This window comes from Pseudomonas sp. Root401 (genome assembly GCF_001425105.1).
Taxonomy (GTDB): domain Bacteria; phylum Pseudomonadota; class Gammaproteobacteria; order Pseudomonadales; family Pseudomonadaceae; genus Aquipseudomonas; species Aquipseudomonas brassicacearum.
Map to the genome: position 1 here is coordinate 1 of NZ_LMDO01000066.1, position 25,691 is coordinate 25,691.

A 25,691-nucleotide genomic window follows, 5' to 3' on the forward strand; every position below is an offset into this window, starting at 1 on the left:
CACAAATCCTCTGTGGGAGCTGAGCTTGCTCGCGATGGCGGTGGGTCAGCTTGCAGCGATGTTGAATGTGCCACCGCCATCGCGGGCAAGCCTTGCTCCCACAGGGGGCTCAGCCTTCCACCAACTGCCGCACCGCGATGATTTCCGGCAGGTCGCTGCGGGCCATGTACACCCGCAAAGGTTCGCAAAGGTTGATCCGGTCGTCGATGTTCTGGTCCAGCAGCAACTGGATGCGCTCGCGACTCAAGGCCATGGTGCCGTCTGCCACGGGGGCCCAGACAAATTCGCAGGTGGGGATGATGCCGTCGTCGGCCACGTCCATGCCGAAAGCGTCTTCGCTGAACCGCACGATGTACTGGCCGGTCTTGCGGTTCAAGCCGACAAAACCCTTGAGCTGGTCGGCGGCCTGGCAGATGAATGTCGAAGTGGTGCGCATGGTAAACCTCATGGATACGTCCCTCGGGACGTCTGATCAATGGTTTACACGCAGGGCAAGCGGACACAGGATTTAAGGTTTCCCTCTTCCGGGGAAACTGATGCGGCAAGGGTACTGCAAAGCGGCCTGGAAATGCGTGGGAAAAATCTTCTTTGCACAGGTTTATGTCGGTATGACGATAGCGCCGACAGCGTTCAGTTGTTAAAAGATAGGTTTTTGCACACACCTACGAAAGGATTTCGAGCATGCCTGTCACCTTCACCCGCACCGCCTTGATGCTGAGCCTGTTGCTCGGCTTCGGCCAGGCCCAAGCCTCCGAGGCCCCGAGCCCCAAGGCCCTGGCAGCCCTTCAGGGCATTCCGCACCCGGCGGTCATCGCCCACCGCGGCGCCTCGTTCGACGCGCCGGAATCCACCGCTGCCGCCTACAAGCTGGCCCGCGACCTGGGCGCCGACTACCTGGAACTGGACCTGCAACGCAGCAAGGACGGCGTGTTGTTCGTCCTGCATGACGACAGCCTGCTGCGCACCACGGATGTCGCGGCCAAGTTTCCCGAGCGCAAGGACAGCACCGCCAACGAATTCACCATGGCGGAACTCAAAACCCTCGATGCCGGCAGTTGGTTCAACACCGCATACCCGGACCGCGCGCGCCCTTCGTTCGCCGGCCTGAAAATCCTCACCTTGGATGAAGTGATCAATATCGCCGAGGGCAACCCGCAGCAAAAACCCGGGCTGTACATCGAAACCAAGGAGCCGAAGCTGTTCCCCGGCATCGAGCGCGACCTGAAGGACAAACTGCAGGACCGCGGTTGGCTGAGCCCGGCCGGGTCGAAACTGGCCAAGCGCGCCACGGGTGTCGGCCAGGGCAAAGGCAAAGTGGTCTTGCAGACCTTTGAAAAGAGCAGTCTCGAACTGCTGCACAAAGAGATGCCGAAGGTGCCAAAGATCCTGTTGTTGTGGGTGGGCGAAGGCAACATCGAGCCCAAGTCCAAGGTGCCTTTTGCCGAGTCCGGCGAAACGGACAAGGCCGCCTATTACGCCAAGCAGGAACCCAAGGACAAGGCTGAATTCGAAAAATGGATTCAGTACGCCAAGGCCCAGGGCGCCATTGGTACTGGGCCATCCGCGGCGTTGACCCATGGCGGCAGCCAGAGTTACGCGGACCTGGTGCAGCCGTGGATGAACCAGTACACCCATGACCAGGGGCTGCTGGTGCATGTCTACACTGTTGATGAGCCGGTGGACTTCAAGAAAGTGATGGATGCCGGCGTGGATGGCATTTTCACCAATCGGGCCAGTGAGTTGCTCAAGTACTTCAAGCGTCCCGAAACAGGCAGTGTGGCGCAACTATTGGAGAAGAACGGTTACTGAAAGTCGGGACCGGATCGATGCAGTCACAGCAAGTTTTCCGAATTAAGGGTGAATTAAGTTGCCACAGATAATCTGAGCCCACTTAAACGAATAACCCTTTAACGACACCAAGGAAAGACCTATGAAAACTTTGACTGCCCTGTTTACCGCTGCCGCCCTGACCCTCACCGCTGGCCTGGCCCAGGCGGATGTTCGCGTCGATCAGATTCCTCAACTGGTCAAGGAAAACAAGATCAAGCCCCTGGAATCGATGAACGCAGAGGCGTTGAGGTTGCACCCGGGCGCCACCATCACCGACACCGACCTGGATAACCACTTCAACGGTTATGAATATGAAGTCGAATTGAAAACCGCCGACGGCAAAGAGTTTGATGTTGATTTCGATGCCACGACCGGCAAAGTCTTGAGCAACAAGCAAGACACTTGATCCATCAGCAAAAAAAGAGCCGCGCAACCTTAGGGTTGCGCGGCTCTTTTGCGTTTATCAATACCTGTCGCGAACGACCGTCAGGCACTCAACCGCGCCGTCACTTCATTCAACTGTCCCGACAAGCCGTGCAAATCCCGACTGGCCGCTTCGGTGCGCTGCACATTGTCCAGGTTAGTGCTGGCGATGCAGGTGATTTCAGTCAGGTTGCGGGAAATGTCTTCGGCCACGGAAGTCTGCTCTTCGGCTGCAGTGGCGATCTGGCGATTCATGTCGCGAATCGCTTCGACAGCCTGAGTGATGCGTTCGAGCATCACACCGGCCTGGGTCACTTGCTCCACACTTTCTTCGCTGCGCGACTGTCCACTCTCAATGGCGTGGGCCGCGTCCACCGCACCCGTTTGTACAGTCTGGATAATCTGGTTGATCTCTATGATCGACGAAGCCGTGCGCTGGGCCAGGCTGCGGACCTCATCGGCGACCACCGCGAAACCGCGCCCCGCCTCACCGGCCCGCGCGGCTTCGATGGCAGCATTGAGGGCCAGCAGGTTGGTCTGTTCGGCGATCCCGCGAATCACCTCCAACACCTTGCCGATACGCCCGCTGTCGGTTTCCAACTGACGGATGACCGTGGCCGTGTTGGCGATCTCGCCGCGCATCCGGGTGATGGTGTGGATGGTCCCCTGCATGACCTTCCCGCCCTGTTGCGCCGATTGATCGGCGTCATCGGCCGCCTGCGCCGCGTCGGCGGCATGACGGGCCACTTCCTGGGCCGTGGCGGACATTTCGTTCATCGCCGTCGCCACCTGATCGGTGCGTTCGAATTGCTCGCTGGTGCCCTGGCTCATCAGGCTGGCGATGGCATTGAGCTCACCGCTGGCACTGTCCAGTTCCGTGGCACTGCGTTGCAGGCGGGTAAAGGTTTCGGCAAGGAAATCACGCAACGTGTTGGCCGCTACCGCCAGGTTGCCCAGCTCGTCCTGACGATTGCTCGTCACACGCTCGGCGAAACGCCCATGGCTGAGTCGGGTCACATAGTCGATCAGGTTACGGATCGGTTGAACCAGGTTGCGATTGACCAGCCACAGGCTGAACAACCCGATAAGCACGCCCGACACCAACATGATCACCGTGCCCAGCATGATCGTGCGATCGGCACCGGCACTGATCAGCGTCGATTGCTCGATGGCCAGCTTGCGCAGCTCCACCACCAGCGCGCTCATTTGCTCACTGGCCGCACGGTCCACGCCCTTGACCGCCGCATCGCCCGCCGCCGCATCGCCACCGGAGGCGACAAATGCGTCACGACCCTTTTGGTAGGCGGCACCCAACTGACGATGCTCATCGCGCAGGGCCACGATGCGGGTCTTGATTGGCGCCGGCACACCTTCACGCCCGCTCAATTGGCCAAGGATGTCTTGGACATCACGCTGACGTTCCTCGAACTGCTTCCAGTATTTATCCAGGTCCGCCGGCTGTTTGCCGCGCAGCAGGACGTTTTTCCACTCCTGCACCTGCACCTTGAACTGCAGGTTGGCCTCGTCGATCAATTGCGAGGCACGCAACGGTCCATCGATCAGGTTGCGATAGTTCTGGACACCATTGGAAAGGAAATGAAAGGACGCCAGGGCGATCAGCAACATCGCCAGCAGGCTGCCGCTCAACAGGGCGAGAATCTGGGCTCGAAGGGATTTTTGTAGAATCATGGGAGCAATCTCTAAGCAAGGAGAACAGGAACGACGTCCCGACCTCCATGTCCGCAACACACCGCGTCGCCCCCCCCAATACGGGGGGATATGCACTAACCATCGGCCTGCCTGGGACATTCTTGAACCTTGCCGACTGCCGGTAACGCCCGGATTGACGGCGCGGATAGAGCTGTCACAAAACCATCAAGAAAGCTTGCGAAGATGGCGTTCAAGTGAACCTGTAGCCGCCACAGGCACTTCCCGCCAGCGAGACTTCATGAACCACAGCATCGATCAAAGCCACCGTGATCCGGACCTGTTCGGCCTGCTTTACGGGTTTCGTTTCCGCCCCGGCGAACGCGGGCAGGAGATTGATTCGGCCCAGGCCTTACGGAGCCTGCAACACCCGCAAGACTCGGATGAATTCCTCTGGCTGCACTTGAACCTGGCCCACGCTGCGTGCGAGCGCTGGATGAAAGGTCACCTGGCCCTGCCCCAGGAGTTTTTCGAAGCCTTGCACGAAGGTTCGCGCTCGACCCGCATCGAGCATGTCGACTCGGCGTTGCTGGCCGTGGTGAACGATGTCGTGTTCAACCTCAGCAACATGGTGTCCTCGGATGTCTCCACACTGTGGGTTTGCGTGCACAGTCGATTGATCGTCAGCGCGCGGCTGCAACCCCTGCACTCGGTCGACAAGCTGCGCTCGTCGGTGAAGGCCGGCGAGTGCTTTCGCTCGCCAGTGGAATTACTCGTGCACTTGCTCCGCGACCAGGGCGAAGTGCTGACCCAGATCGTGCGCAAGACCAGCCTGAGCGTCGACCAGGTCGAAGATCAGTTGCTGTCATCGCGCCTGTCCACCAATCGCGCCGAGCTGGGCAGCAACCGCCGGGTGCTGGTGCGCTTGCAGCGCTTGCTGGCCCTGGAGCCGGGTTCATTGCTACGTCTGCTCAACCGCCCGCCGCAATGGTTGCAGAAAGAAGACGTCAAGGAACTGCGCAAATCCACCGAGGAGTTCGCCCTGATCATCAACGACCTCACCGCGTTGAGTGAACGGATCAAGCTGCTCCAGGAAGAAATCGCCGCCAACCTCAACGAACAAAGCAACCGCACCTTGTTCACCCTGACGGTGGTCACGGTATTGGCGTTGCCCATCAACATCATTGCCGGTTTCTTTGGCATGAACGTCGGTGGCGTGCCGCTTGCCGGCGATCCCGAAGGCTTCTGGATCCTGGTGGCGCTGGTCGCAACCTTCACGCTGATTGCCGGCCGCTGGGCATTTCGCAAGCGACGTGACTATTGAACATGACGTGTCTAGACAATCCCTTTTGTCGGCCCGACGGGATTTAAAAGTCTTTTTGTCATTTCTCCTGCTGTATCCTGCCCAGGCTTTGTAAAAGCGCGGATCTACCAGATCTATCCACAGACTTTGCGAGGAGCGCGATATGCACGAGATCCCTAATCTCCCCTTCCCAAGCCTGCACGACACTGAGCAGACGACCACGCTACAAGCCGGGGGGCAAGCAGACGCCCAGCAACCCGAGCCCAAAGAAGCCACTGAACGCCGCCAGGCCGACAGCGAAGACTGATTGACCCGCACCACCAGACCGTGTGGAAAGCGCTAAGATGCGCTTTCCACACTGCCTGAATCCCGAGCCCTCCATGACCGATGACACCCCTCCATTCAGCGAAGCCCAGGCCAGCGTGCTGATCGGCACTGCCGAAAAAATGGTCGAGATCTGGACCCGCCTTCCTGCCGAGAAACAAGCAGCCCTGCTGGCGCGCTTTGGCAGCGAAGAAAACGCCATCGCCGCACTGGTGACCACACGCCTGGTCAGCGGTGAGAACGGCAGCTGAACCACCATTGGGCAAATAGTTTTACTTTTCCCCGCCCTGACCCCACGGTCGCCGTTATCATAAGCAGCCTACCTATCCTGCTGCTCCGTGGACCTTTACCCCATGTCAGATTCCCAGCGCCCCCTGGCGGTCACGCTGCAAGTCGTTTCCATCGTCCTGTTCACATTCATCGGCTACCTGAATATCGGCATTCCGCTTGCCGTGCTACCCGGGTTCGTCCACGGCGAACTGGGCTTCGGCGCGGTGATCGCCGGGTTGGTGATCAGCGTGCAATACCTGGCTACCTTGCTCAGTCGTCCTTACGCCGGGCGAATCATCGATAACCTGGGGAGCAAGCGTGCGGTGATGTTCGGCCTCGCCGGCTGCGGGCTGAGCGGCGTGTTCATGCTGGTGTCGGCCTGGACGCCCCACCTGCCAACGTTCAGCCTGATCAGCCTGCTGATCGGTCGCCTGGTGCTCGGTAGCGCGGAAAGCCTGGTGGGCTCCGGTTCGATTGGCTGGGGCATCGGCCGGGTCGGCGCGGCGAATACCGCCAAGGTGATTTCCTGGAACGGTATCGCCAGTTACGGCGCGCTGGCGATTGGCGCACCGCTGGGGGTGTGGCTGGTCAATGCGCTGGGACTGTGGAGCATGGGCGTAAGCATTATCCTGCTCGGTTTGCTGGGGTTGGCATTGGCCTGGCGCAAAACCGCCGCGCCCATCGTCACGGGCGAACGCCTGCCGTTCATGCACGTGCTGGGACGTGTGCTGCCACACGGCTGCGGCCTGGCCCTGGGTTCCATCGGGTTTGGCACCATCGCGACCTTCATCACCCTGTACTACGCCACGCAGCACTGGGACAACGCCGTGCTGTGCCTGAGCCTGTTCGGCGCCAGCTTCATCGGCGCGCGCCTGCTGTTCGGCAACCTGATCAACCGTCTGGGCGGCTTTCGCGTGGCGATTGCCTGCCTGTCGGTGGAAACCCTGGGCCTGTTGCTGTTGTGGCTCGCCCCGGATGCCCACTGGGCACTGGCGGGCGCGGCGTTGAGCGGTTTCGGCTTTTCCCTGGTGTTTCCGGCGCTGGGCGTGGAAGCGGTCAACCTGGTGCCGGCCTCCAGCCGCGGGGCGGCGGTGGGCGCTTATTCACTGTTCATTGATTTGTCGCTGGGGATCACCGGACCACTGGCCGGTGCGATTGCCGCCGGCTTCGGCTTTGCCTCGATCTTTCTATTCGCCGCACTGGCGGCCCTGGGCGGGTTGGCATTGAGCGTCTACCTGTACCGACAGGCGCCAAGGCATCGCCAGGAACGGGAGAAAGGCTAGAAGTCCACCTTGCCGCGCCCGGCCTTGATCGAGCCGCGCTTGGTCTTGGATTCCAGGCGACGCTTTTTCGAACCCAGGGTCGGCTTGGTCGGACGGCGCTTCTTTTCGACCTTGGTGGCGCTGAGGATCAGTTCGGTCAGACGCTCCAGGGCATCGGCGCGGTTCTGTTCCTGCGTGCGGTACTGCTGGGCCTTGATGATCAATACACCGTCGCTGGTAATGCGACTGTCGCGCAGGGCCAGCAGCCGCTCCTTGTAGAACTCGGGCAGCGACGAGGCCGGAATGTCGAAGCGCAAATGCACGGCGCTGGAGACCTTGTTGACGTTCTGCCCCCCTGCCCCTTGGGCGCGGATGGCCGTCAGCTCGATCTCGGCGTCCGGGATGTGCACGGTGTTGGAAATGACCAGCATGGAAAGTGTCCGGTATCAGGACCCACAGGATACCCGAAACAGCCGGAATGAAGATTGCGAGAGCCTGACCTGTGGAACTGGTCTGTGGGATTGGTCTGTGGGATTGGTCTGTGGAACTGGTCTGTGGGATTGGTCTGTGGGAGCAAGGCTTGCCCGCGATGGCATCGCCTCGGTCCATCAGCTGCACCGAGGTGACTGCATCGCGGGCAAGCCTTGCTCCCACAGACCTTGTTCCCAGAGTTCTTGCTTCCACAGGATTTGTGTCTTGCCTGAAACGACAAACCCGGCACTTGGCCGGGTTTGTTGTATTTCAGGATTGCTTACTTGGCAGCAGCCGCCACAGCCATTTCATGCCGGGCACTGCGCTTGTTCTTGATCACGTAGCACACCCACATGAACACCACCCACACCGGAATCGCATAGACCGATACCTGGATGCCGGGAATCAACAACATCACGCCCAGGATGAACACCACGAACGCCAGGCAGATGTAGTTGCCATACGGGTACCACAGCGCCTTGAACAGCGGCGTCTGGCGGGTCTGGTTCATGTGCTGGCGGAACTTGAAGTGCGAGTAGCTGATCATCGCCCAATTGATCACCAGGGTCGCGACCACCAGCGACATCAGCAGCTCCAGCGCATGCTGCGGGATCAGGTAGTTCAGCAACACCGCCACCAACGTTACGGCAGCCGAAGCAAGAATCGAACGCACCGGCACGCCGCGCTTGTCGATCTTGGACAAGGCCTTGGGCGCATCGCCCTGCTCGGCCATGCCCAGCAACATGCGGCTGTTGCAATAGGTGCCGCTGTTGTACACCGACAGCGCGGCGGTCAGCACCACGAAGTTGAGGATATGCGCGGCGGTGTTGCTGCCCAGCATCGAGAACACCTGCACGAACGGGCTGCCGCTGTAGGCATCGCCGGACGCGTTGAGCGTGGTCAGCAGGCTGTCCCAAGGGGTCAGGGACAACAGCACCACGAGCGCGCCGATGTAGAAAATCAGGATTCGGTAGATCACCTGGTTGATGGCCTTGGGGATCACGGTTTTCGGTTTGTCGGCCTCGGCTGCGGTGAAACCGAGCATTTCCAGGCCACCAAAGGAGAACATGATGATCGCCATGGCCATCACCAGCCCGCTGACGCCGTTGGGGAAAAACCCGCCGTGGGACCACAGGTTGGTCACCGACGCTTGCGGCCCGCCATGGCCGCTGACCAGCAAATAGCTGCCCAGGGCAATCATGCCGACAATCGCCACGACCTTGATGATCGCGAACCAGAACTCGGCCTCGCCGAAGACTTTGACGTTGGCCAGGTTGATGACGTTGATCAGGATGAAAAACGCCGCCGCCGAGACCCAGGTCGGAATGTCCGGGGCCCAGTAATGGATGTACTTGCCGACTGCAGTCAGCTCGGACATGCCCACCAGGATGTAGAGAATCCAGCAATTCCAACCCGACAGGAACCCGGCGAAACCGCCCCAGTACTTATGGGCAAAGTGGCTGAAGGAACCGGCCACCGGCTCTTCGACGATCATTTCACCCAGCTGGCGCATGATCATGAAGGCGATGAAGCCGCAGATGGCGTAGCCAAGGATCATCGACGGGCCGGCTGATTTCAGCACCCCCGCCGAGCCGAGGAACAGGCCGGTGCCGATCGCGCCACCGAGGGCGATCAGTTGAATGTGGCGATTTTTCAGGCCGCGTTTCAGCTCGCCCGAATGCGTATTTTCTACAACGGTCATGCGTCACCTATTTGTTTTTATCTGTGACGAAATCGAACCCGACACGCTTATGACGTGGCGGAGTGAACAAGGCGGATAACCTTGAAAATGCGTGGGTACGCTAAGGGTCACAGTAAAACGCCGCGCATTGTACACTGCGGCCCTCCTGCTGCCAGACACCACCGGATCAGCGTCTTACCCCGCACTTCAGGTATGGCGCGCATCTGACCCTTCCCCATGGCCTGAAACAAGCGCTGCGAAGTATCAGAAAACTCGTCAAACCGGGGCCCTCGGCAGCTTTTTCTTACAACCATCCGAAACGCCGATAGAGGCCCGTTCACAAGGCAAAAATCGTCAGCATTCCTTTACGGTGCGTAACGCAAACTTTCCAAGCAGGAAGTTTCCGTGGGCTGACTGCAAATTGACGGTAGGTAGCTACCTATTTAAAAAACCACCCAGGCGGCTGTTTTTGAATGACTAATGCCGTCGCTGAAAATGGAACAAAAAGTTCAAACAAAAAAAATAAATTATTTTTTTGCAATCCAAAAATCCCTCGACTAGGTTTTCAGCGACTTGCCCAGGCATCGTGCCGACAAGTTCTGCGGTGCCGTTGCCGGCCTGTTTCCATTCGCCGAATCGAGCCGCTTATTTCCGTAAAAGTCATCTAGGAGATTCACTATGCAAGCACTGGACAAAGACTTGGAAACCGAACTGCAACTGGACGAATGGTTTGAAGCCCCAACCCATGAAGCCGCCGTTGAAATGATGCAGGCCGATGCCGTCGTTCCATTCGGCACGGCGATGTGGCCTCTGTAGGGTAGGCACCGCCCGGCGGAGTCGATCCGGCAGGTCGACTCCGCCACTTTTGCCGGTTGTCAGGGACGTTTAATGAACTTGTCAGGGAAGAATAAGCATGGACACACAACGAGCCATCTCACATTTCCTTTACTACCTCGAACACCATCCCGCCCTGGCCGGCATCCAGCCCGCCAAGGTGTTGCTCGGCCATACCGCTGACTACGAAGCGCTGACCGGCGCCATCGCCGAACAGGCCGGCAGCGGCTCGCCCTTCCGGTTCAGTGCCATGCGCCTGGACCTTGAACCCACGGAGCGCCTGTCCAAGGCCATTGCCGACAGCGATCTGTATATTTTTTTCTACGACTCCTCCACCCTGCCCAGCCCTCGCCCCGACGGCCCGGACTTTGTACGCGCACTGCAAGGCGTGATGGCCGACAACTGGAAGAAATCGCTGCTGTTCAAGGACTACGGCGACTATTTCTACGACACTTTCAGCGTGATTCCCCAGCGTATCGCCGGGCTCAACAGTCACCTGATCCGGCGCATGTCCCAGGCGACGACCCTGAGTTTCCAGGATGACCACGGTTCGTATTTCGACACCGCCTTGGGCAGTGTGAAGAAATGGACCGACATCAACGGCCTCGGCAACTACGACCTGGCCCCCGGCGAAATCGCCACCCACAGTGACACCATCAATGGCCGAGTGAATTTCGTCGGCACCTTCCTGAGCACCATCCCGTTCGCGCGCAAATACGGCGTACTGCAATCGCCGCTGGAGCTGTGGATCGAAGACTCCACCATCCAGAAAATCGCCACCGACGTGCCGGGCCTGGAGCACGACTTCAACAAATACCTGGACGCCAACCCGTCCAACCGCCGTATCGAGGAACTGGGGATTGGCACCAACGAAGGGGTCAAGAGCCTGTATGCCCGCAATGCAGGGTTCGAGGAGCGCCACTGCGGCCTGCACCTGGGGCTCGGCGGCGGGGCCAAGGGCAGCCATCACCTGGATCTGATTTTCGAGAAGGGGATGTTGGCGCTGGACAAGGAACCGATGTTTGATGGGCGTTTTGTGCTTTAGGGGCAGCTTCAAGTTGCGAGCTTCAAGCGGCAAGAAAGAGCGGGATAACCTTTCGATAGCGGTGTGATTGCTGGCCTCTTCGCGAGCAGGCTCGCTCCCACAGTGGGATAGCGTCGGACGCACGTCTTTCATTCACTGAAGATCAACTGTGGGAGCGAGCCTGCTCGCGATGGCGGACTCAAAGGCACTGCATCACTAAAGCCAGACAAAAAAACGCCAACCCAACGGTTGGCGTTTTTTCTTACAGCTTGCAGCTAGAAGCTCACAGCTGCCTCACTCCGGCTTACGACGCCCAAACCCCGGACGCTGTCCCGAACCTGCCGGTGCACCACGGCGTTTACCCGATGGCGCATCGCGGTCGGCCAGGACGATACCCGGGCGCTTTTTCGGCGCGGGCTTGGCCGGACGCTTGGTGTCGGCCGGACGATCGGCGACTGGCGTACCGCGACCAGCCGGAGCACCGCGCCCTTCACCACGTTCAGTCCGACCGTTGGCCGGGCGCGGCGTGCGTGGACCACGTTCACCGTCCTGACGAGGGGCAGGCTTGCGGGCCGGGCGTTCGCCTTCGATCTGCGGCTCGCGCGAAGGACGCGGACCGGTCGGTGCGCCTTCGGCAGCCGGACGCAGCGTACGCACGCGCTCGGTCTTGCCCATCGGGCGCGAGGATTTACGCTGCATCCGCTCCAGCTTGTCCTTGCTCTTGGCAGTCATCTGCGGCATGGCCACCGGCTTGAGGCCCACTTCGGCTGCCAGGATGTCGACTTCGTACTGGCTCATTTCGCGCCAGCGGCCCATCGGCAGGTCGGAATTGAGGAACACCGGACCGAAGCGCACGCGCTTGAGGCGGCTGACCACCAGCCCCTGGGATTCCCACAGGCGACGTACTTCACGGTTACGACCTTCCATCACCACGCAGTGGTACCAGTGGTTGAAGCCTTCACCGCCGGGCGCTTGCTTGATGTCGGTGAAACGCGCCGGGCCGTCTTCCAGCACAACGCCGGCCTTGAGGCGCTCGATCATCTCGTCGTCGACTTCGCCACGCACACGCACGGCGTATTCGCGATCCATTTCGTAGGACGGGTGCATCAAACGGTTGGCCAGTTCACCGTCGGTGGTGAACATCAGCAAACCAGTGGTGTTGATGTCCAGGCGACCGATGTTGATCCAGCGACCTTCTTTCGGACGCGGCATCTTGTCGAACACCGTCGGACGGCCTTCCGGGTCGTCACGGGTGCAGATTTCGCCGTCGGGCTTGTTGTACATGATCACGCGGCGCACCGTTTCGGCGGCCTCTTCGCGCTTGATCACCTTGCCATCGATGGTGATGGCGTCGTGCATGTCGACACGCAGGCCCAAGGTGGCATCTTTGCCATTGACCTTGATCCGGCCCTGGGTGATCCAGGCTTCCACGTCGCGGCGCGAACCGACGCCGATACGGGCGAGGACTTTTTGCAGCTTCTCGCCTGCTGGGCCGATTTCCTGGCTGTCGTTCTGGTCTTGGTCTTTCATTCTGGGCACCTCCCGGTGTGGTCGAGCCAGGCTTGGCCTGACGCTTTGAAAACGGGTCTTCGACGAAGGGATCGCCAAAGGGTCGCGAATCATACGCTCGTTGAGGCGATTGCGCATCAGAGACTAGCTGATCGCCGCTCGCCCGGCGCTTTTTCCGCCGACCGGTGGCGCCCGGTTTGGTGGAACTCATGACGCACCGCACGACTTAATGAGGCTCCCACAGGGGACGGCGGTGGATCAGTCAGTGTTTGCAAACCAGTTGGATCAGTCGTCGAACTGGCGCCGTTCGTTCTCGATCGCTTCGGCCAAGGCCCGGGCTTCGGCTTCTTCGTCGCTCAGTTCCGGCTCGGGTTCGCGTGGTTCAAGGGCGGCGACGGCGGCCAGCAGTTTTTCCCGGGCTTGCGCAACGCCGAGGATGTCTTCTTCCGGCTCGGGCTCGGGCTCTGGCTCTGGTTCCGACTCGCTGTCAGGCTCCAGCAACTCATCCGTCTCACCCTCAGGCCCCGGCCCCTCACGCAGCAGGTCGTCGAAATCGGTCTTCAAGCCCTCCTCCATGGTGTCCAGCTCCAGCAACAACGAGTGGAAACTGGTCTCTTCCTTTGGTTCCTCAGGCTCGGCACTGGCATCGGCCAATTCCTGCAGGCCCTGGGGCACCGGGGCGTCGTCGAACTCCAGCATCGGTTCGGGTTCCAGCTCCCGCAGCTCGGCCAACGGCGGCAAATCATCGAGGTTCTTCAGGTTGAAGTGATCAAGAAAGGCCTTGGTGGTGGCGAACATCGCCGGTTTGCCCGGCACATCGCGATAGCCGACGACGCGGATCCACTCGCGCTCCAGCAGCGTCTTGACGATATGGCTGTTGACCGCCACGCCGCGCACATCTTCGATCTCGCCGCGGGTGATCGGTTGGCGGTAGGCAATCAACGCCATGGTTTCGAGCATGGCGCGGGAGTAGCGCTGCGGCCGCTCCTCCCACAGGCGCCCGACCCATGGCGCGAACTTCTCGCGGATCTGCAGGCGATAACCAGACGCCACTTCCTTGAGCTCGAAGGCCCGCCCCTCGCAGGATTTGCCCAACAGCGTCAGGGCTTTCTTGAATACGGCCGGCTCGGGTCGCTCGCCTTCTTCGAAGAGTTCGAACAGGCGCTCCATCGATTGCGGCTTTCCCGAGGCCAACAGGAAAGCTTCAAGCAAGGGGGCCAGCTCGCGGGGTTCAGTCAGATTCATTGATTTGCTCGTTATTCGGCTCGTGCCCGCACGTGGATCGCTGCGAACGGCTCATTCTGCACCAGCTCGACCAAGGATTCCTTGACCAATTCCAGGACCGCCATAAACGTCACGACGACCCCCAAGCGCCCCTCCTCGGCGGTGAACAGCTCGACGAACGGCACGAAGCCGCCGCCCTTGAGCCGCTCCAGCACATCGCTCATGCGCTCGCGGGTGGACAGCGCTTCGCGGCTGACCTGGTGACTTTCAAACATATCGCCCCGGCGCAGGACCTCGGCCATGGACATCAGCAACTCTTCCAGGCTCACATCCGGCAGCAACTTGCGCGCCCGCGCCTCGGGGGCATCGAGCTTGGGCACCACCACATCGCGCCCGACCCGGTTCAAGCCATCGAGGCCTTCGGCTGCGGCCTTGAAGCGCTCGTACTCCTGCAACCGGCGGATCAGTTCGGCCCGCGGGTCGTCTTCTTCCGCTTCGACCTCTGCCGAGCGCGGCAGCAGCATCCGCGACTTGATCTCGGCGAGCATGGCCGCCATCACCAGGTACTCGGCCGCCAGTTCCAGGCGCACTGACTGCATCAACTCGACGTAGCCCATGTACTGGCGGGTGATTTCCGCCACCGGGATGTCGAGGATGTTGATGTTCTGTTTGCGGATCAGGTACAGCAGCAGGTCAAGCGGGCCCTCGAAGGCTTCGAGGAACACTTCCAGCGCATCCGGCGGAATGTACAGGTCCAGGGGCATTTCCATGACCGCCTGGCCATAGACCATGGCGAACGGCAGCTCCTGCTGCGCGCCGGCCTGGCTGTCTGTACGGTCCACGGCGGTTTCCACGGCGGACATTCAGGCCTCGACCATGAACGGCGTCGGATCGCCACAACCGACGCGCACCACCTGGGGCTCGCCATCGGCCAGGTTGATCACCGTGGACGCCGACATGCCGCCGAAACCGCCGTCGATGATCAGGTCCACCTGATGCTCGAGGATCTGGCGCATTTCATAGGGATCGGTCAACGGCTCGGTCTCGCCGGGCATGATCAGCGTCACGCTCATCAGCGGCTCACCCAGTTCCGCCAGCAGCGCCAGGGCAATGGGATGGCTCGGCACCCGCAGGCCGATGGTGCGCTTTTTCGGGTGCAGCAACAGCCGCGGGACTTCCCGCGTGGCATTGAGAATGAAGGTGTACGGCCCCGGCAAATGCGCCTTGAGCAGGCGGAAGGTGCCGGTGTCGATCTTGGCGAACAGGCCCAACTGCGACAGGTCGCTGCAGATGAGCGCGAAGTTGTGCTTGTCGTCCAGTTGACGCAGGCGTCTTACCCGCTCCACGGCATTCTTGTCGCCGATCTGGCAACCGATGGCGTAGGACGAATCAGTGGGATAGACCACCACGCCACCGCCACGAATAATTTCCACGGCCTGTTTGATCAGGCGCGCTTGCGGGTTTTCCGGATGAATCTGGAAAAATTGACTCACGTGTTCTACCTGTTCAGACGGCGGCGGTAACGGGATCATGTTTGAATCTACACCATAGTGGTGGCAGATCTTCCGGCAACGGGCGGTATTCGCCAATCTCGGACCAGCCCCCAGGGCCATGGAAATCACTGCCGGCGGTGACCAGCAGGCCGAACTCACGGGCCAGGATCGCCAGGCTGCCGACCTGCTCGGCAGGCTGATGGCCGTTGACCACCTCAATGGCATGGCCCCCTGCTTGAATATAGTCGGCGACCAGGCGGCGGCGCTTGCTGCGAGTGAAATCATAGTGCCATGGATGTGCCAGGCTGACCCAGGCGCCAGCGGCCCGCAGGGTCTCGACGGTTTCTTCCAGCGTCGGCCAGTGCTGCTTGACGTCCCCCAGCTTGCCGGCCCCCAGCCATTTGCGAAACGCTTCGGCGCGGTCCTTGACGAACCCTTCGCGCACCATCCAGTCGGCAAAGTGTGGCCGGGCCGGTGCGTTACCGCTGTCGCCCAGCGCCTGCTGGATCTGCCGGGCGCCGTCCAGCGCACCGGGCATGCCCTTGAGGGCCAGCTTGCGGCTGATCTCCTCGGAACGCAGCCAGCGACCGTCGCGCAGCTGTGCGATGGCCTGGACCAACGCGGGCGCATTCACATCGAAACCATAGCCCAGCACGTGGATGGTTGCCCCGCCCCAGGTACACGACAATTCGACCCCATTGACCAGCTGCATGCCCAGCGCCGTGGCGGCGCTGCGGGCCTCGTCGAGGCCTTCGAGGGTGTCGTGATCGGTCAGGGCCAGGACTCGCACGCCGTGCTCGAACGCCCGCGCCACCAGAACCGCAGGCGCCAGGGCGCCATCGGAGGCCGTGCTATGGCAGTGCAAATCAACATTCACGAGAGTTTGTTACCTCAAATCAGCTGGCCCTATCGCGGCCAAGGATGTTTGTTATTATGCCGCCACATCCTGCTTCTGGCTGCCACTGTGAAACAATTCATCGACTTCATCCCGCTCCTGCTGTTTTTCATCGTCTACAAACTTGATCCCCGGGCCGTCGACTTCGCCGGTCACTCCTTGACTGTAGGCGGTATTTACAGCGCCACTGCAGTGCTGATCATCAGCTCCCTGGTGGTTTACGGCGCACTGTTCGTGTCCCAGCGCAAGCTGGAGAAGAGCCAGTGGCTGACCCTGATCGCCTGCCTCGTGTTCGGCAGCCTGACCCTGGCGTTCCACAGCGAAACCTTCCTCAAGTGGAAGGCCCCGGTGGTCAACTGGCTGTTCGCCCTGGCCTTCATCGGCAGCCACTTCATCGGTGACCGCTTGCTGATCAAGCGCATCATGGGCCATGCCATCAACCTGCCGGAACTGATCTGGACCCGGTTGAACATCGCCTGGATCGCGTTCTTCCTGTTCTGCGGCGCCGCCAACCTGTTCGTTGCGTTCACGTTCCAGGAGTACTGGGTCGACTTCAAGGTCTTCGGTAGCCTGGGCATGACGCTGTTGTTCCTGATTGGCCAGGGTATCTACCTGTCCCGTCATCTGCATGATGCCGACCCCACCACGCCAAAAACCGAGGACTGACATGCTCTACGCAATCATTGCTACCGACGTCGCCAACTCCCTGGAAAAACGCCAGGCCGCTCGTCCCGCGCACCTGGAGCGCCTGCAAAAACTCCAGGACGAAGGCCGCGTAGTGCTGGCCGGCCCGCATCCGGCGGTGGACAGCAATGACCCGGGCGCCGCAGGTTTCAGCGGCAGCCTGATGGTGGTCGAATTCGACTCCCTGTCCGCTGCGCAGCAATGGGCCGAGGCCGACCCGTTCGTTGCGGCCGGCGTCTATGCCAATGTCGTGGTCAAGCCATTCAAGCAAGTCATGCCGTAAACGCCCCTGGCGCGATGAGCCTTCACGGCTCATTGCCCCCAGTTGCTCATCTTTCTCATTTGCCTGCCGACAACCTGTCTAATCTCGATTGGAATTCAGGAGTTGCAATGCGCAAAGGTCCGTTGTGCCTGTTATTGGTCACGTTGGCGATCGGGGCACCCGCCCATGGCGAGGAGAGCACCGAGGGCAGTCATTCGACGCCTTTGTCCCTGAGTGCCGGCGGCCAGATCGCCGAACTGCAGCAACGCTTGAAAGACAGCGAACGCCAGCGCGAAGAACTGAGCAAGCAATTGCACAGCGCCGACAACGAACGCGAGAGCGCATTGCTGGGCCGGTTGCGTCAGGAGAACCAGCGCCTGAAGCTGCAACTCAAGGAAGCCCAGGCCAGCCCCCTGCCACGCCTGTTGACCGATCAACAGCAATGGTTTGTCATCGGTGCCGGGGTAGCGCTATTGGCCCTGCTCTGCGGTATCTTTGCCAGCGGTGGACGTAGACAACGTCGGCAATGGCTAAATTGAGTGAGTCATGAGCGAGCTGTTACTGATAGACGATGACCAGGAGCTATGTGAGCTCCTCGTAAGCTGGTTGAGCCAGGAAGGTTTTCAGGTCCGGGCCTGTCACGATGGCCAAAGTGCCCGCAAGGCCCTGGCCGAAACCGCCCCGGCAGCCGTGGTACTGGACGTGATGCTGCCCGACGGCAGTGGCCTGGAACTGCTCAAGCAATTGCGCAACGATCACCCGGAGTTGCCGGTGCTGATGCTGTCGGCCCGGGGTGAACCGCTGGATCGTATCCTCGGCCTGGAACTGGGCGCCGATGACTACCTGGCCAAGCCCTGCGACCCACGTGAACTGACCGCCCGCCTGCGCGCCGTGCTGCGCCGCAGCCACCCGACAGCCGTGTCCAGCCAGATCGAACTGGGTGACCTGACTTTCAGCCCGGTGCGCGGCGTGGTCAGCATCGATGAACAGGAACAGACCCTCACCGTTTCCGAAAGCCGCCTGCTCGAAGCGTTGCTCAAGCAGCCGGGCGAGCCGCTGGACAAGCAGGAACTGGCGCAGATCGCCCTGGGCCGCAAGCTGACCCTGTACGACCGCAGCCTCGACATGCACGTGAGCAACCTGCGCAAGAAAATCGGCCCCCACCCCGACGGCCGCCCGCGCATCGTGGCGCTGCGTAGCCGTGGTTACTACTACTGCCTCTAAGCACTGCGCCGCTGGGCTGTGGGAGCAAAGCTTGCTCGCGATGCAGGCGTCTCGGTTCCTCAGAGACCGCGTTATCTTCATCGCGGGCAAGCCTTGCTCCCACAGGGCTTTGTGTCCGGCCCTGCAGATTTGTCAGGTCCGCACCAAACCGTCTTTACCCAAGCTTTACCCACCCCTGACCGCCGCTGACCTTGATCTCCGTAATCTGCACTCATCCGGAACTGACCGGGAATGAGACAAGGAGACACACCATGCGCAAGACCCTTATCGCTCTGATGTTCGCTGCCGCCCTGCCGACCGTCGCCATGGCCATGCCCGAAGGCGCCGGCCCGATGGGCCCCATGGACGGCCCACGCCACGGCGGCCAGATGCACGACAAAGGCCCGTACAGCCAACTGGACCTGAGCCGCGAACAGCGCCAGCAGATTCGCCGGATCATGGGCGAACAGCGCCACGAACAACGCGAACTGGTAGACAAGTACCTGGCCAAGCTGTCGCCAGCCGACCAGAAAGCCATGCAGGACGAAATGGAGGCCCGGCATCAGAAGGTCGATGCCCAGATCCGCGGGCTGTTGAAGCCTGAGCAGCAGAAAGAGTTCGACGCGATCCAGAAAAAACAGGCCGAGCGTCGCGCCGAGTGGGCTGAGTTCAAGGCCTGGAAAGCGCAACAGCCGCAAAAAGCGCAATAATGCACTGAAGCCCCCAGCCCAACGGCAAGTCGCCGTTGGGCTTTCTTTGTTTTCGAGGATTTACCGTGCGTTCATTGTTCTGGCGCATCCTGGCCAGTTTCTGGCTGGCCATCGCCCTGGTTGCAGGGCTTTCGATCCTGATGGGTCACATGCTCAATCAGGACGCCTGGATCCTCAGCCGCCACCCGGGTCTCAATACCCTGCCCGAAGAGTGGACGCAAACCTACGAAAGCCAGGGCGAGGACGCCGCCCAGGATATCCTGCAACAGCGCAAGCGCCAGTATCACATCGACGTCCAGGTGTTCAACGAAAGCGGCGACCCGGTGGTGCGCGGCACCTTCCCCCATCGCGCCGCGGCCTTCGAAGCTCGGCAGAACAACAACGAGCGACGCCTGCCCTGGCGGCGACTGACCGACGAATTCACCAGCGCCAAAACCGGTGACACGTACCTGTTCATTTACCGCATCCCCCATCCCGAACTGGACGCCTGGCACCGCGACAGCCTGCTCTGGCCCCTCAGTGCGCTGGGGATCGCGCTGGTGGTGCTGACGTTGTTCAGCCTGTTGGTGACGCTTTCCATCACTCGCCCGCTGAGTCGCCTGCGCGGCGCGGTGCATGACCTGGGCCAGGCCGCCTATCAGCAGAACAGCCTCGCCAAGCTGGCCAACCGACGGGATGAGTTCGGCGTACTGGCCACTGACTTCAACCGCATGGGCGCGCGCCTGCAAAGCTTGATCACCAGCCAGCGACAACTGCTGCGCGACGTGTCCCACGAACTGCGCTCGCCCCTGGCCCGGCTGCGCATTGCCTTGGCCTTGGCTGAGCGGGCCAGCCCCGAGGAACGTGAAAGGCTCTGGCCACGCCTGACCCGCGAATGCGATCGCCTGGAAGCGCTGATCAGTGAAATCCTGGTGTTGGCCCGGGTCGATGCCGACAACGCCAGCGCCGAAGAGATGGAACTCAACGGCTTGCTGGTCACCCTGCAAAAAGATGCGCAACTGGCCTCACCGGAACAAACCGTGCAGCTCGAAACCGAGGCGGACCTGACCCTCAAGGGCTGGCCGACCATGATCGAGCGAGCGGTGGACAACCTGCTGCGCAACGCCCAGCGCTTCAATCCGGCCGGGCAATCGATCGAGATGCGCGCGGCGCGCCAGGGCGACCGGATCCTGATCAGCGTGCGCGACCATGGGCCTGGGGTGGAGGCCGAACACCTGGGACAATTGGGCGAACCGTTCTACCGCGCCCCCGGCCAGACCGCCGCCGGCCATGGCTTGGGCCTGGCCATCGCACGCCGCGCCGCCGAACGCCATGGCGGCACGCTGGTGCTGGGCAATCATCCTGGCGGCGGGTTCATCGCAACGCTGGAGCTGCCGTTGGTGCCGGGGGCTGTCGTCCAGCCTTGAGGCCGTACACTGTAGGAGCTGCCGAAGGCTGCGATCTTTTGATCTTTTGATCTTTTGATCTTTTGATCTTTTGATCTTTTGATCTTTTGATCTTTCGCTCCAGATTCAATTGTCTGGGACAAGATCGCAGCCTCGTTGCACTCGACAGCTCCTACACAGCTCCTACACAGCTCCTACACGGCTCCTACGCAGCGTCAGAATCATGCAGCCCTCCTTCAAAGCAAACGATAATTCCTCTTATTCAAACTGCCTCGCCCTGTTAGACTTTGCGCCCTCGTTTTCACTCATCTCTCAGGACGCCCGATGCCGTCGTTGCCTCTTCGTTTATGTGCGCTGGTCATGGCCCTCGGCCTGAGCGCCTGCGATGATGCCCCGCGTTTTACCCAGGCCGAACCCGGTGAAGCCCGTTCCGGTGGCGCTGCGACGGTACGCAAGACGGACCAGAACGCCTTTTCCCTGCCCTCGGCCAACCTGTCGCCCTCGCGGCGCGTGGATTTCAGCGTCGGCAACAGTTTCTTCCGCAGCCCCTGGGTGATCGCCCCCTCGACCACCACTGCCCGGGACGGCCTCGGGCCCTTGTTCAACACCAACGCCTGCCAGAACTGCCACGTCAAGGACGGTCGCGGCCACCCGCCAACGCCGGACGCGACCAGCGCAGTATCGATGCTGGTGCGCCTGTCGATTCCCGACACACCGGCCTACGCCAAGGTCATCGAGCAACTGGGAGTGGTGCCGGAACCGGTTTACGGTGGGCAATTGCAGGACATGTCCGTGCCCGGCGTCGCCCCCGAAGGCAAGGTGCGGGTCGATTACACCCCGGTTCCGGTACGTTTCAAGGACGGCACCGTCGTGGAACTGCGCAAGCCGGACCTGCAGATCACCCAACTGGCCTATGGGCCGATGCACCCGGACACGCGTTTTTCCGCCCGCGTCGCCCCGCCGATGATCGGCCTGGGGCTGCTCGAGGCGATCCCCGATGAAGCCATCCTAGCGAACGCCGAAGCCCAGGCCCGGGAGAAAAACGGCATCGCCGGGCGTCCCAACCAGGTCTGGGACGATGCCCAGCAAAAAACCGTCCTGGGACGGTTCGGCTGGAAGGCCGGACAGCCCAACCTCAACCAGCAGAACGTCCACGCGTTCTCCGGCGACATGGGCCTGACCACAAGCCTGCGGCCCTTTGACGACTGCACCGAGACCCAGGTCGACTGCAAGCGCGCACCCAGCGGCAACGGCCCCGATGGCGAACCGGAAGTCAGCGACAACATCCTGCGACTGGTGCTGTTCTATAGCCGCAACCTCGCCGTACCGGCCCGGCGCGAGGTGAATTCACCCCAGGTGCTGGCGGGCAAGAATCTGTTTTTCCAGGCCGGTTGCCAGTCTTGCCACACACCCAAGTACACCACCGCCGCCAACGCCGCCGAACCGGAGTTGGCGAACCAGGTCATCCGCCCTTACACCGACCTGCTGTTGCACGACATGGGCGAAGGCCTGGCGGACAACCGCAGCGAATTCAAGGCCAGCGGCCGTGACTGGCGAACCCCGCCGCTGTGGGGCATCGGCCTGACCGAAGCCGTCAACGGCCACACCCAGTTCCTGCATGACGGCCGGGCCCGCAACCTGCTCGAAGCGGTGCTGTGGCATGGCGGCGAAGCACAAGCGGCGCAGCGCCAGGTTTTAGCGTTCAATGCCGAGCAGCGCGCTGCGTTGCTGGCCTTCCTGAATTCCCTTTAAACGCCTTTTCCAGAAGTGGGAGCACGACATGTTCCGTCCCAAGCTGTTGTTCACCAGCCTCGCCGCCATCGCCCTCGGTGCCTGCTCGCCCCAGGATCCACAAGCAGTCACCTCGGCCGCCATCGCCAAGCAAGTGATCCTGCCGACCTACAGCCGCTGGGTCGATGCCGACCGGCAACTGGCGACCAGTGCCCTGGCGTTCTGCCAAGGCAAGGAAAACCTGGAAACCGCCCGCGCCGATTTCCTCAAGGCGCAAAAAGCCTGGGCCGAGTTGCAACCGCTGCTGATCGGTCCGCTGGCCGAGGGCAACCGCGCCTGGCAGGTGCAGTTCTGGCCGGACAAGAAAAACCTGGTGGGCCGTCAGGTCGAGCAATTGGTCAACAGCGAGCCACAGATCGACGCCGCCGGCCTGGCCAAGTCCAGCGTCGTGGTCCAGGGCCTCTCGGCTTATGAATACCTGCTGTTCGACGCCAAGATCGACATGGCCGACAGTGCGCAAAAAGCCAAGTATTGCCCGCTGCTCACCGCCATCGGCGAACGCCAGAAACAACTGGCCGAAGAGATCCTGTCGGGCTGGAACACCAACGACGGCATGCTCGCCCAGATGAGCAAATTCCCCAACCAGCGCTACGCCGACTCCCACGAGGCCATCGCTGACCTGCTGCGGGTCCAGGTCACCGCCCTGGACACGCTGAAGAAAAAACTCGGCACTCCGATGGGCCGCCAGAGCAAAGGCGTGCCACAGCCGTTCCAGGCCGATGCCTGGCGCAGCCAGTCGTCGTTGCAAGGCCTGGAAGCCAGCCTGAGCGCGGCCAGGACCGTCTGGGCAGGCGTGGACAACAAGGGCCTGCGCGGCCTGTTGCCAAGCGACCAGAAGCCACTGGCCGACAAGATCGATGCCGCCTACGATGCCTCCTTGAAGTTGTTCGCCAGCAGCCAGCGCTCGTTGACCGAAATGCTCAACGATGATGCCGGGCGCCAGCAACTCAACGATTTGTATGACAGCCTCAACGTCGTCCATCGCCTGCACGAAGGCGAACTGGCCAAGGCGCTGGGCATTCAACTGGGCTTCAATGCCAACGACGGTGACTGATCATGTTTCGACGTCAGGTTCTGGCACTGGGCAGCTTGCTGCTCGGCGCCGTCACCCTGGGCGGCTGGACGCTGTTCAAGCAAAAGGACAAGCACCCACTCTTGCTTTCGGCACGGGACGACGGCGACGGCAAGCACTACGCCGTCGGCTATCGACTGGACGGCACCCGGGTGTTCGCCACCCAGGTCGGCCAGCGTTGCCATGACATCATCAATCATCCGACACAGCCGATTGCGCTGTTCGTCGCCCGTCGTCCAGGTACCGAAAGCTACCTGATCGACCTGCGCGACGGGACGCTGCTGCAAACCATCACTTCGTTGCCGAACCGGCATTTCTACGGCCATGCGGTGATCCACAAAAGCGGCGAATGGCTGTATGCCACCGAGAACGACACCACCGACCCGGGACGCGGCCTGTTGGGCGTGTACCGTTTCGAAGGCGAACGACTGGTGCACAGCGGCGAGATGTCCACCCATGGCATCGGGCCGCACCAGGTCTCATGGATGCCCGATGGCGAAACGCTGGTGGTGGCCAATGGCGGCATTCGCACCGAGGCCGAAAGCCGGGTCGAAATGAACCTCGACGCCATGGAGCCGAGCCTGGTGCTGATGCAACGCGATGGCACCCTGCTGAGCAAGGAAACCCTCCCCCAATCGATGAACAGCGTGCGCCACCTGGGCATCGCCAGCGACGGCACCATCGTCTCCGGCCAGCAGTTCATGGGTGCTGCCCACGAGTCCTCGCAACTGCTGGCGATCAAGCGGCCGGGCCAGCCTTTCCAGGCGTTCCCGGTGCCCGAAGAGCAATTGCAGGCCATGGGGCACTACACCGCCAGCGTCGCGGTGCACAGCGACCTGCGCCTGGTGGCCCTGACCGCACCTCGTGGCAACCGCTTCTTCATCTGGGACCTGGACACTGGCGAAGTACGCCTGGATGCGCCGCTGCCGGACTGCGCCGGCGTGGGCGCGGTGGCCGACGGTTTTGTCGTGACGTCGGGCCAAGGGCGTTGCCGCTATTACGATTGCCGGCAGACACAACTGGTTGCAAAACCACTGGATCTGCCGGCAGGGCTCTGGGACAACCATTTGCATCTGGCCTGAGCCAGGGAGCGAAGCACCTCGGTGCCGAGCTCCCTGTTTTTTCAGAAAAATCCCACGCGCCTCCAGCCCGCCAGCATCTGGAATAGCCCGCACACTCAGAGTAATGTGCCCGCCTATCTGTATTTTCTCTCAGCTCTTTTCCAAGGAAGTGGAACATGCTGCGACGCCGCATGCTGATCATGTTGGGTGTTGTCCTGCTGGTGGTGCTGTTGCTCGCCGGCTACAAGGCCTTCTCCGTCTACCAGCAGATCCAGATGTTTTCTGCACCCAAACCGCCGGTCAGCGTGGCCGTCGCCACGGCCGCCCAGCAACCCTGGCAAGCTCGCCTGCCCACGGTTGGCAGCCTCAAGGCGCTGCAAGGCGTGGACCTGAGCCTGGAAATCGCCGGGACCGTGCAGAAGGTGCAATTCCAGTCCGGGCAGAAGGTCAAGGCTGGCCAACCGCTCCTGCAACTGGACAGTGAAGTCGAAAGCGCCCTGTTGGAAACCGCCGAGGCCGACCTTGGCCTGGCGCAACTGGATTTCGGTCGCGGCCGACAACTGGTGGGCAGCCAGGCGATCTCCAAGGGCGAATTCGACCGGCTCTCGGCACAACTGAAGAAGAACCAGGCCACGGTCAACCAGCTCAAGGCTTCGCTGGCCAAAAAGCAGATCCTGGCGCCATTCAGCGGCACCATCGGCATTCGCCAGGTGGACGTCGGCGACTACCTGGCCAGCGGCACGGTGATCGCCACCCTGCAGGACCTCAGCAGCCTTTACGTAGACTTCTACGTCCCCGAGCAAACCGTGCCCAGGCTCGCCGTTGCCCAGTCGGTCAACGTCAGTGTCTCGGCCTATCCCGGGCAAAACTTCGTCGCCACCATCAGCGCGATCAACCCCAAGGTCGAGGACAGCACTCGCAACGTGCTGGTGCGTGCCACCTTGGCCAACCCCGACGGCAAGCTGCTGCCCGGCATGTTCGCCAACCTGCAGGTGATCCTGCCGGACGTGGCCGCCGGAATCGTCGTGCCGGAAAGCGCCGTGACCTACACCCTCTACGGCAACTCCATGTACGTGGTGACCCAGAAGAAAACCGCCGACGGCGGTGTCGAGAAAGACGACAAGGGCCAGCCGGTCCTGATCGCTGAACGGCGTTCCGTAGAAACCGGCGAGCGACGCGACGGGCAGGTGCTGGTTACCAAAGGCGTGCAGCGCGGCGAGCAAATCGTGATCGCCGGCCAGCTCAAACTCGACAACGGCACGCCGATCGCCATCAGCGACGACAAGACCCTGACCGAACAGAACAGCCCAACGCGCGTGGACTGATCAAGGAA

General features: G+C 61.5%; 27 protein-coding genes. 18 read left to right on the top strand and 9 right to left on the bottom strand.

Annotated elements, in window-relative coordinates; translation table 11 throughout:
• Nucleotides 1-109: 109 nt before the first annotated feature.
• Nucleotides 110-436: a DUF2025 family protein gene (locus ASC85_RS29815; protein WP_057452470.1), complete on the bottom strand. Its 327-nt coding sequence runs from the start codon at nucleotides 434-436 to the stop codon at nucleotides 110-112.
• Nucleotides 437-681: 245 nt separating this feature from the next.
• On the opposite strand from ASC85_RS29815, the gene ASC85_RS29820 reads away from it, so the two are divergent.
• Complete coding sequence (locus ASC85_RS29820; RefSeq protein WP_057452471.1) at nucleotides 682-1,809, top strand: glycerophosphodiester phosphodiesterase; 1,128 nt, start codon at nucleotides 682-684, stop codon at nucleotides 1,807-1,809.
• 121 nt (nucleotides 1,810-1,930) lie between these two features.
• A complete protein-coding gene (locus tag ASC85_RS29825; RefSeq protein ID WP_057452472.1) occupies nucleotides 1,931-2,236 on the top strand; it encodes a PepSY domain-containing protein in 306 nt (101 codons plus the stop codon).
• An 80-nt stretch (nucleotides 2,237-2,316) separates the two neighbouring features.
• Here ASC85_RS29825 and ASC85_RS29830 read toward each other — a convergent pair whose 3' ends face one another.
• Nucleotides 2,317-3,942 carry a methyl-accepting chemotaxis protein gene (locus tag ASC85_RS29830; RefSeq protein ID WP_057452473.1) on the bottom strand — a complete coding sequence of 542 codons (1,626 nt, stop codon included), beginning with the start codon at nucleotides 3,940-3,942 and terminating at the stop codon, nucleotides 2,317-2,319.
• Nucleotides 3,943-4,201: 259 nt separating this feature from the next.
• Here ASC85_RS29830 and ASC85_RS29835 point away from each other — a divergent pair, with 259 nt between their 5' ends.
• The 4 genes from ASC85_RS29835 to ASC85_RS29845 all read left to right on the top strand — a co-directional run bounded on the left by ASC85_RS29835 (nucleotide 4,202) and on the right by ASC85_RS29845 (nucleotide 7,080).
• Complete coding sequence (locus ASC85_RS29835) at nucleotides 4,202-5,224, top strand: transporter (RefSeq protein ID WP_018604547.1); 1,023 nt, start codon at nucleotides 4,202-4,204, stop codon at nucleotides 5,222-5,224.
• A 142-nt stretch (nucleotides 5,225-5,366) separates the two neighbouring features.
• Complete coding sequence (locus tag ASC85_RS32690; protein WP_003204853.1) at nucleotides 5,367-5,510, top strand: hypothetical protein; 144 nt, start codon at nucleotides 5,367-5,369, stop codon at nucleotides 5,508-5,510.
• Nucleotides 5,511-5,547: 37 nt separating this feature from the next.
• Complete coding sequence (locus ASC85_RS29840; RefSeq protein ID WP_003204855.1) at nucleotides 5,548-5,778, top strand: hypothetical protein; 231 nt, start codon at nucleotides 5,548-5,550, stop codon at nucleotides 5,776-5,778.
• 102 nt (nucleotides 5,779-5,880) lie between these two features.
• Nucleotides 5,881-7,080, top strand: a complete 1,200-nt coding sequence (locus tag ASC85_RS29845; RefSeq protein WP_057452474.1) for an MFS transporter — start codon at nucleotides 5,881-5,883, stop codon at nucleotides 7,078-7,080.
• Here ASC85_RS29845 and arfB read toward each other — a convergent pair.
• Both arfB and ASC85_RS29855 read right to left on the bottom strand, forming a co-directional pair.
• The gene (gene arfB, locus ASC85_RS29850; RefSeq protein WP_018604539.1) at nucleotides 7,077-7,490 is read right to left on the bottom strand and encodes an alternative ribosome rescue aminoacyl-tRNA hydrolase ArfB; all 414 of its coding nucleotides are present in this window, start codon (nucleotides 7,488-7,490) and stop codon (nucleotides 7,077-7,079) included. The two genes, ASC85_RS29845 and arfB, sit on opposite strands and share 4 nt — an antisense overlap.
• A 320-nt stretch (nucleotides 7,491-7,810) precedes the next feature.
• Nucleotides 7,811-9,232 (bottom strand): amino acid permease, encoded by a 1,422-nt coding sequence (locus ASC85_RS29855; RefSeq protein WP_057452475.1) that lies wholly within the window; start codon nucleotides 9,230-9,232, stop codon nucleotides 7,811-7,813.
• A gap of 657 nt (nucleotides 9,233-9,889) precedes the next feature.
• Between ASC85_RS29855 and ASC85_RS32695 the strand changes: the two genes are divergently transcribed.
• On the top strand, nucleotides 9,890-10,027 hold the full coding sequence (locus tag ASC85_RS32695) for a hypothetical protein (protein ID WP_003178782.1): 138 nt from the start codon (nucleotides 9,890-9,892) through the stop codon (nucleotides 10,025-10,027).
• Nucleotides 10,028-10,124: 97 nt separating this feature from the next.
• The gene (locus tag ASC85_RS29865; RefSeq protein WP_057452476.1) at nucleotides 10,125-11,090 is read left to right on the top strand and encodes a hypothetical protein; all 966 of its coding nucleotides are present in this window, start codon (nucleotides 10,125-10,127) and stop codon (nucleotides 11,088-11,090) included.
• Between the two features lie 273 nt (nucleotides 11,091-11,363).
• On the opposite strand, the gene rluB is transcribed toward ASC85_RS29865, so the two are convergent.
• The 5 genes from rluB to ASC85_RS29890 form a co-directional block, all read right to left on the bottom strand.
• Nucleotides 11,364-12,599 (bottom strand): 23S rRNA pseudouridine(2605) synthase RluB, encoded by a 1,236-nt coding sequence (gene rluB, locus ASC85_RS29870; RefSeq protein ID WP_003204865.1) that lies wholly within the window; start codon nucleotides 12,597-12,599, stop codon nucleotides 11,364-11,366.
• Nucleotides 12,600-12,863: 264 nt separating this feature from the next.
• Nucleotides 12,864-13,823, bottom strand: coding sequence for an SMC-Scp complex subunit ScpB (scpB, locus tag ASC85_RS29875; protein ID WP_057452477.1), 960 nt, complete (start codon nucleotides 13,821-13,823; stop codon nucleotides 12,864-12,866).
• Between the two features lie 11 nt (nucleotides 13,824-13,834).
• The gene (locus tag ASC85_RS29880; RefSeq protein WP_164488504.1) at nucleotides 13,835-14,533 is read right to left on the bottom strand and encodes a segregation and condensation protein A; all 699 of its coding nucleotides are present in this window, start codon (nucleotides 14,531-14,533) and stop codon (nucleotides 13,835-13,837) included.
• A 132-nt stretch (nucleotides 14,534-14,665) separates the two neighbouring features.
• Entirely contained in the window at nucleotides 14,666-15,295 is a 630-nt protein-coding gene (locus ASC85_RS29885; protein ID WP_053124883.1) for an L-threonylcarbamoyladenylate synthase, read from the bottom strand.
• A gap of 13 nt (nucleotides 15,296-15,308) precedes the next feature.
• Complete coding sequence (locus ASC85_RS29890) at nucleotides 15,309-16,172, bottom strand: PHP domain-containing protein (protein WP_057452479.1); 864 nt, start codon at nucleotides 16,170-16,172, stop codon at nucleotides 15,309-15,311.
• 87 nt (nucleotides 16,173-16,259) lie between these two features.
• On the opposite strand from ASC85_RS29890, the gene ASC85_RS29895 reads away from it, so the two are divergent.
• The 10 genes from ASC85_RS29895 to ASC85_RS29940 all read left to right on the top strand — a co-directional run bounded on the left by ASC85_RS29895 (nucleotide 16,260) and on the right by ASC85_RS29940 (nucleotide 25,683).
• Nucleotides 16,260-16,856, top strand: a complete 597-nt coding sequence (locus ASC85_RS29895; protein WP_003204874.1) for a septation protein A — start codon at nucleotides 16,260-16,262, stop codon at nucleotides 16,854-16,856.
• A 1-nt stretch (nucleotide 16,857) separates the two neighbouring features.
• Nucleotides 16,858-17,157 (top strand): YciI family protein, encoded by a 300-nt coding sequence (locus tag ASC85_RS29900; protein WP_057452480.1) that lies wholly within the window; start codon nucleotides 16,858-16,860, stop codon nucleotides 17,155-17,157.
• A gap of 107 nt (nucleotides 17,158-17,264) precedes the next feature.
• Entirely contained in the window at nucleotides 17,265-17,675 is a 411-nt protein-coding gene (locus ASC85_RS29905) for a hypothetical protein (RefSeq protein ID WP_057452481.1), read from the top strand.
• Nucleotides 17,676-17,682: 7 nt separating this feature from the next.
• Nucleotides 17,683-18,360 (top strand): response regulator transcription factor, encoded by a 678-nt coding sequence (locus ASC85_RS29910; RefSeq protein WP_057452482.1) that lies wholly within the window; start codon nucleotides 17,683-17,685, stop codon nucleotides 18,358-18,360.
• A 251-nt stretch (nucleotides 18,361-18,611) separates the two neighbouring features.
• A complete protein-coding gene (locus ASC85_RS29915; RefSeq protein WP_057452483.1) occupies nucleotides 18,612-19,049 on the top strand; it encodes a Spy/CpxP family protein refolding chaperone in 438 nt (145 codons plus the stop codon).
• A gap of 65 nt (nucleotides 19,050-19,114) precedes the next feature.
• On the top strand, nucleotides 19,115-20,455 hold the full coding sequence (locus ASC85_RS29920) for a sensor histidine kinase (protein WP_057452484.1): 1,341 nt from the start codon (nucleotides 19,115-19,117) through the stop codon (nucleotides 20,453-20,455).
• A 303-nt stretch (nucleotides 20,456-20,758) separates the two neighbouring features.
• On the top strand, nucleotides 20,759-22,186 hold the full coding sequence (locus tag ASC85_RS29925; RefSeq protein ID WP_057452485.1) for a di-heme oxidoreductase family protein: 1,428 nt from the start codon (nucleotides 20,759-20,761) through the stop codon (nucleotides 22,184-22,186).
• A 28-nt stretch (nucleotides 22,187-22,214) separates the two neighbouring features.
• Nucleotides 22,215-23,279, top strand: coding sequence for an imelysin family protein (locus ASC85_RS29930; protein WP_057452486.1), 1,065 nt, complete (start codon nucleotides 22,215-22,217; stop codon nucleotides 23,277-23,279).
• Between the two features lie 2 nt (nucleotides 23,280-23,281).
• Nucleotides 23,282-24,379, top strand: coding sequence for a DUF1513 domain-containing protein (locus ASC85_RS29935; RefSeq protein WP_057452487.1), 1,098 nt, complete (start codon nucleotides 23,282-23,284; stop codon nucleotides 24,377-24,379).
• A 155-nt stretch (nucleotides 24,380-24,534) separates the two neighbouring features.
• Entirely contained in the window at nucleotides 24,535-25,683 is a 1,149-nt protein-coding gene (locus ASC85_RS29940; protein ID WP_057452488.1) for an efflux RND transporter periplasmic adaptor subunit, read from the top strand.
• Nucleotides 25,684-25,691 lie beyond the last annotated feature (8 nt).

Coding starts and splice junctions, on each gene's coding strand:
- ASC85_RS29815 (WP_057452470.1), bottom strand. CDS start 436: ATGCGCACCACTTCGACATTCATCTGCCAGGCCGCCGACCAGCTCAAG.
- ASC85_RS29820 (WP_057452471.1), top strand. CDS start 682: ATGCCTGTCACCTTCACCCGCACCGCCTTGATGCTGAGCCTGTTGCTC.
- ASC85_RS29825 (WP_057452472.1), top strand. CDS start 1,931: ATGAAAACTTTGACTGCCCTGTTTACCGCTGCCGCCCTGACCCTCACC.
- ASC85_RS29830 (WP_057452473.1), bottom strand. CDS start 3,942: ATGATTCTACAAAAATCCCTTCGAGCCCAGATTCTCGCCCTGTTGAGC.
- ASC85_RS29835 (WP_018604547.1), top strand. CDS start 4,202: ATGAACCACAGCATCGATCAAAGCCACCGTGATCCGGACCTGTTCGGC.
- ASC85_RS32690 (WP_003204853.1), top strand. CDS start 5,367: ATGCACGAGATCCCTAATCTCCCCTTCCCAAGCCTGCACGACACTGAG.
- ASC85_RS29840 (WP_003204855.1), top strand. CDS start 5,548: ATGCGCTTTCCACACTGCCTGAATCCCGAGCCCTCCATGACCGATGAC.
- ASC85_RS29845 (WP_057452474.1), top strand. CDS start 5,881: ATGTCAGATTCCCAGCGCCCCCTGGCGGTCACGCTGCAAGTCGTTTCC.
- arfB (WP_018604539.1), bottom strand. CDS start 7,490: ATGCTGGTCATTTCCAACACCGTGCACATCCCGGACGCCGAGATCGAG.
- ASC85_RS29855 (WP_057452475.1), bottom strand. CDS start 9,232: ATGACCGTTGTAGAAAATACGCATTCGGGCGAGCTGAAACGCGGCCTG.
- ASC85_RS32695 (WP_003178782.1), top strand. CDS start 9,890: ATGCAAGCACTGGACAAAGACTTGGAAACCGAACTGCAACTGGACGAA.
- ASC85_RS29865 (WP_057452476.1), top strand. CDS start 10,125: ATGGACACACAACGAGCCATCTCACATTTCCTTTACTACCTCGAACAC.
- rluB (WP_003204865.1), bottom strand. CDS start 12,599: ATGAAAGACCAAGACCAGAACGACAGCCAGGAAATCGGCCCAGCAGGC.
- scpB (WP_057452477.1), bottom strand. CDS start 13,823: ATGAATCTGACTGAACCCCGCGAGCTGGCCCCCTTGCTTGAAGCTTTC.
- ASC85_RS29900 (WP_057452480.1), top strand. CDS start 16,858: ATGCTCTACGCAATCATTGCTACCGACGTCGCCAACTCCCTGGAAAAA.
- ASC85_RS29905 (WP_057452481.1), top strand. CDS start 17,265: ATGCGCAAAGGTCCGTTGTGCCTGTTATTGGTCACGTTGGCGATCGGG.
- ASC85_RS29910 (WP_057452482.1), top strand. CDS start 17,683: ATGAGCGAGCTGTTACTGATAGACGATGACCAGGAGCTATGTGAGCTC.
- ASC85_RS29915 (WP_057452483.1), top strand. CDS start 18,612: ATGCGCAAGACCCTTATCGCTCTGATGTTCGCTGCCGCCCTGCCGACC.
- ASC85_RS29925 (WP_057452485.1), top strand. CDS start 20,759: ATGCCGTCGTTGCCTCTTCGTTTATGTGCGCTGGTCATGGCCCTCGGC.
- ASC85_RS29930 (WP_057452486.1), top strand. CDS start 22,215: ATGTTCCGTCCCAAGCTGTTGTTCACCAGCCTCGCCGCCATCGCCCTC.
- ASC85_RS29935 (WP_057452487.1), top strand. CDS start 23,282: ATGTTTCGACGTCAGGTTCTGGCACTGGGCAGCTTGCTGCTCGGCGCC.
- ASC85_RS29940 (WP_057452488.1), top strand. CDS start 24,535: ATGCTGCGACGCCGCATGCTGATCATGTTGGGTGTTGTCCTGCTGGTG.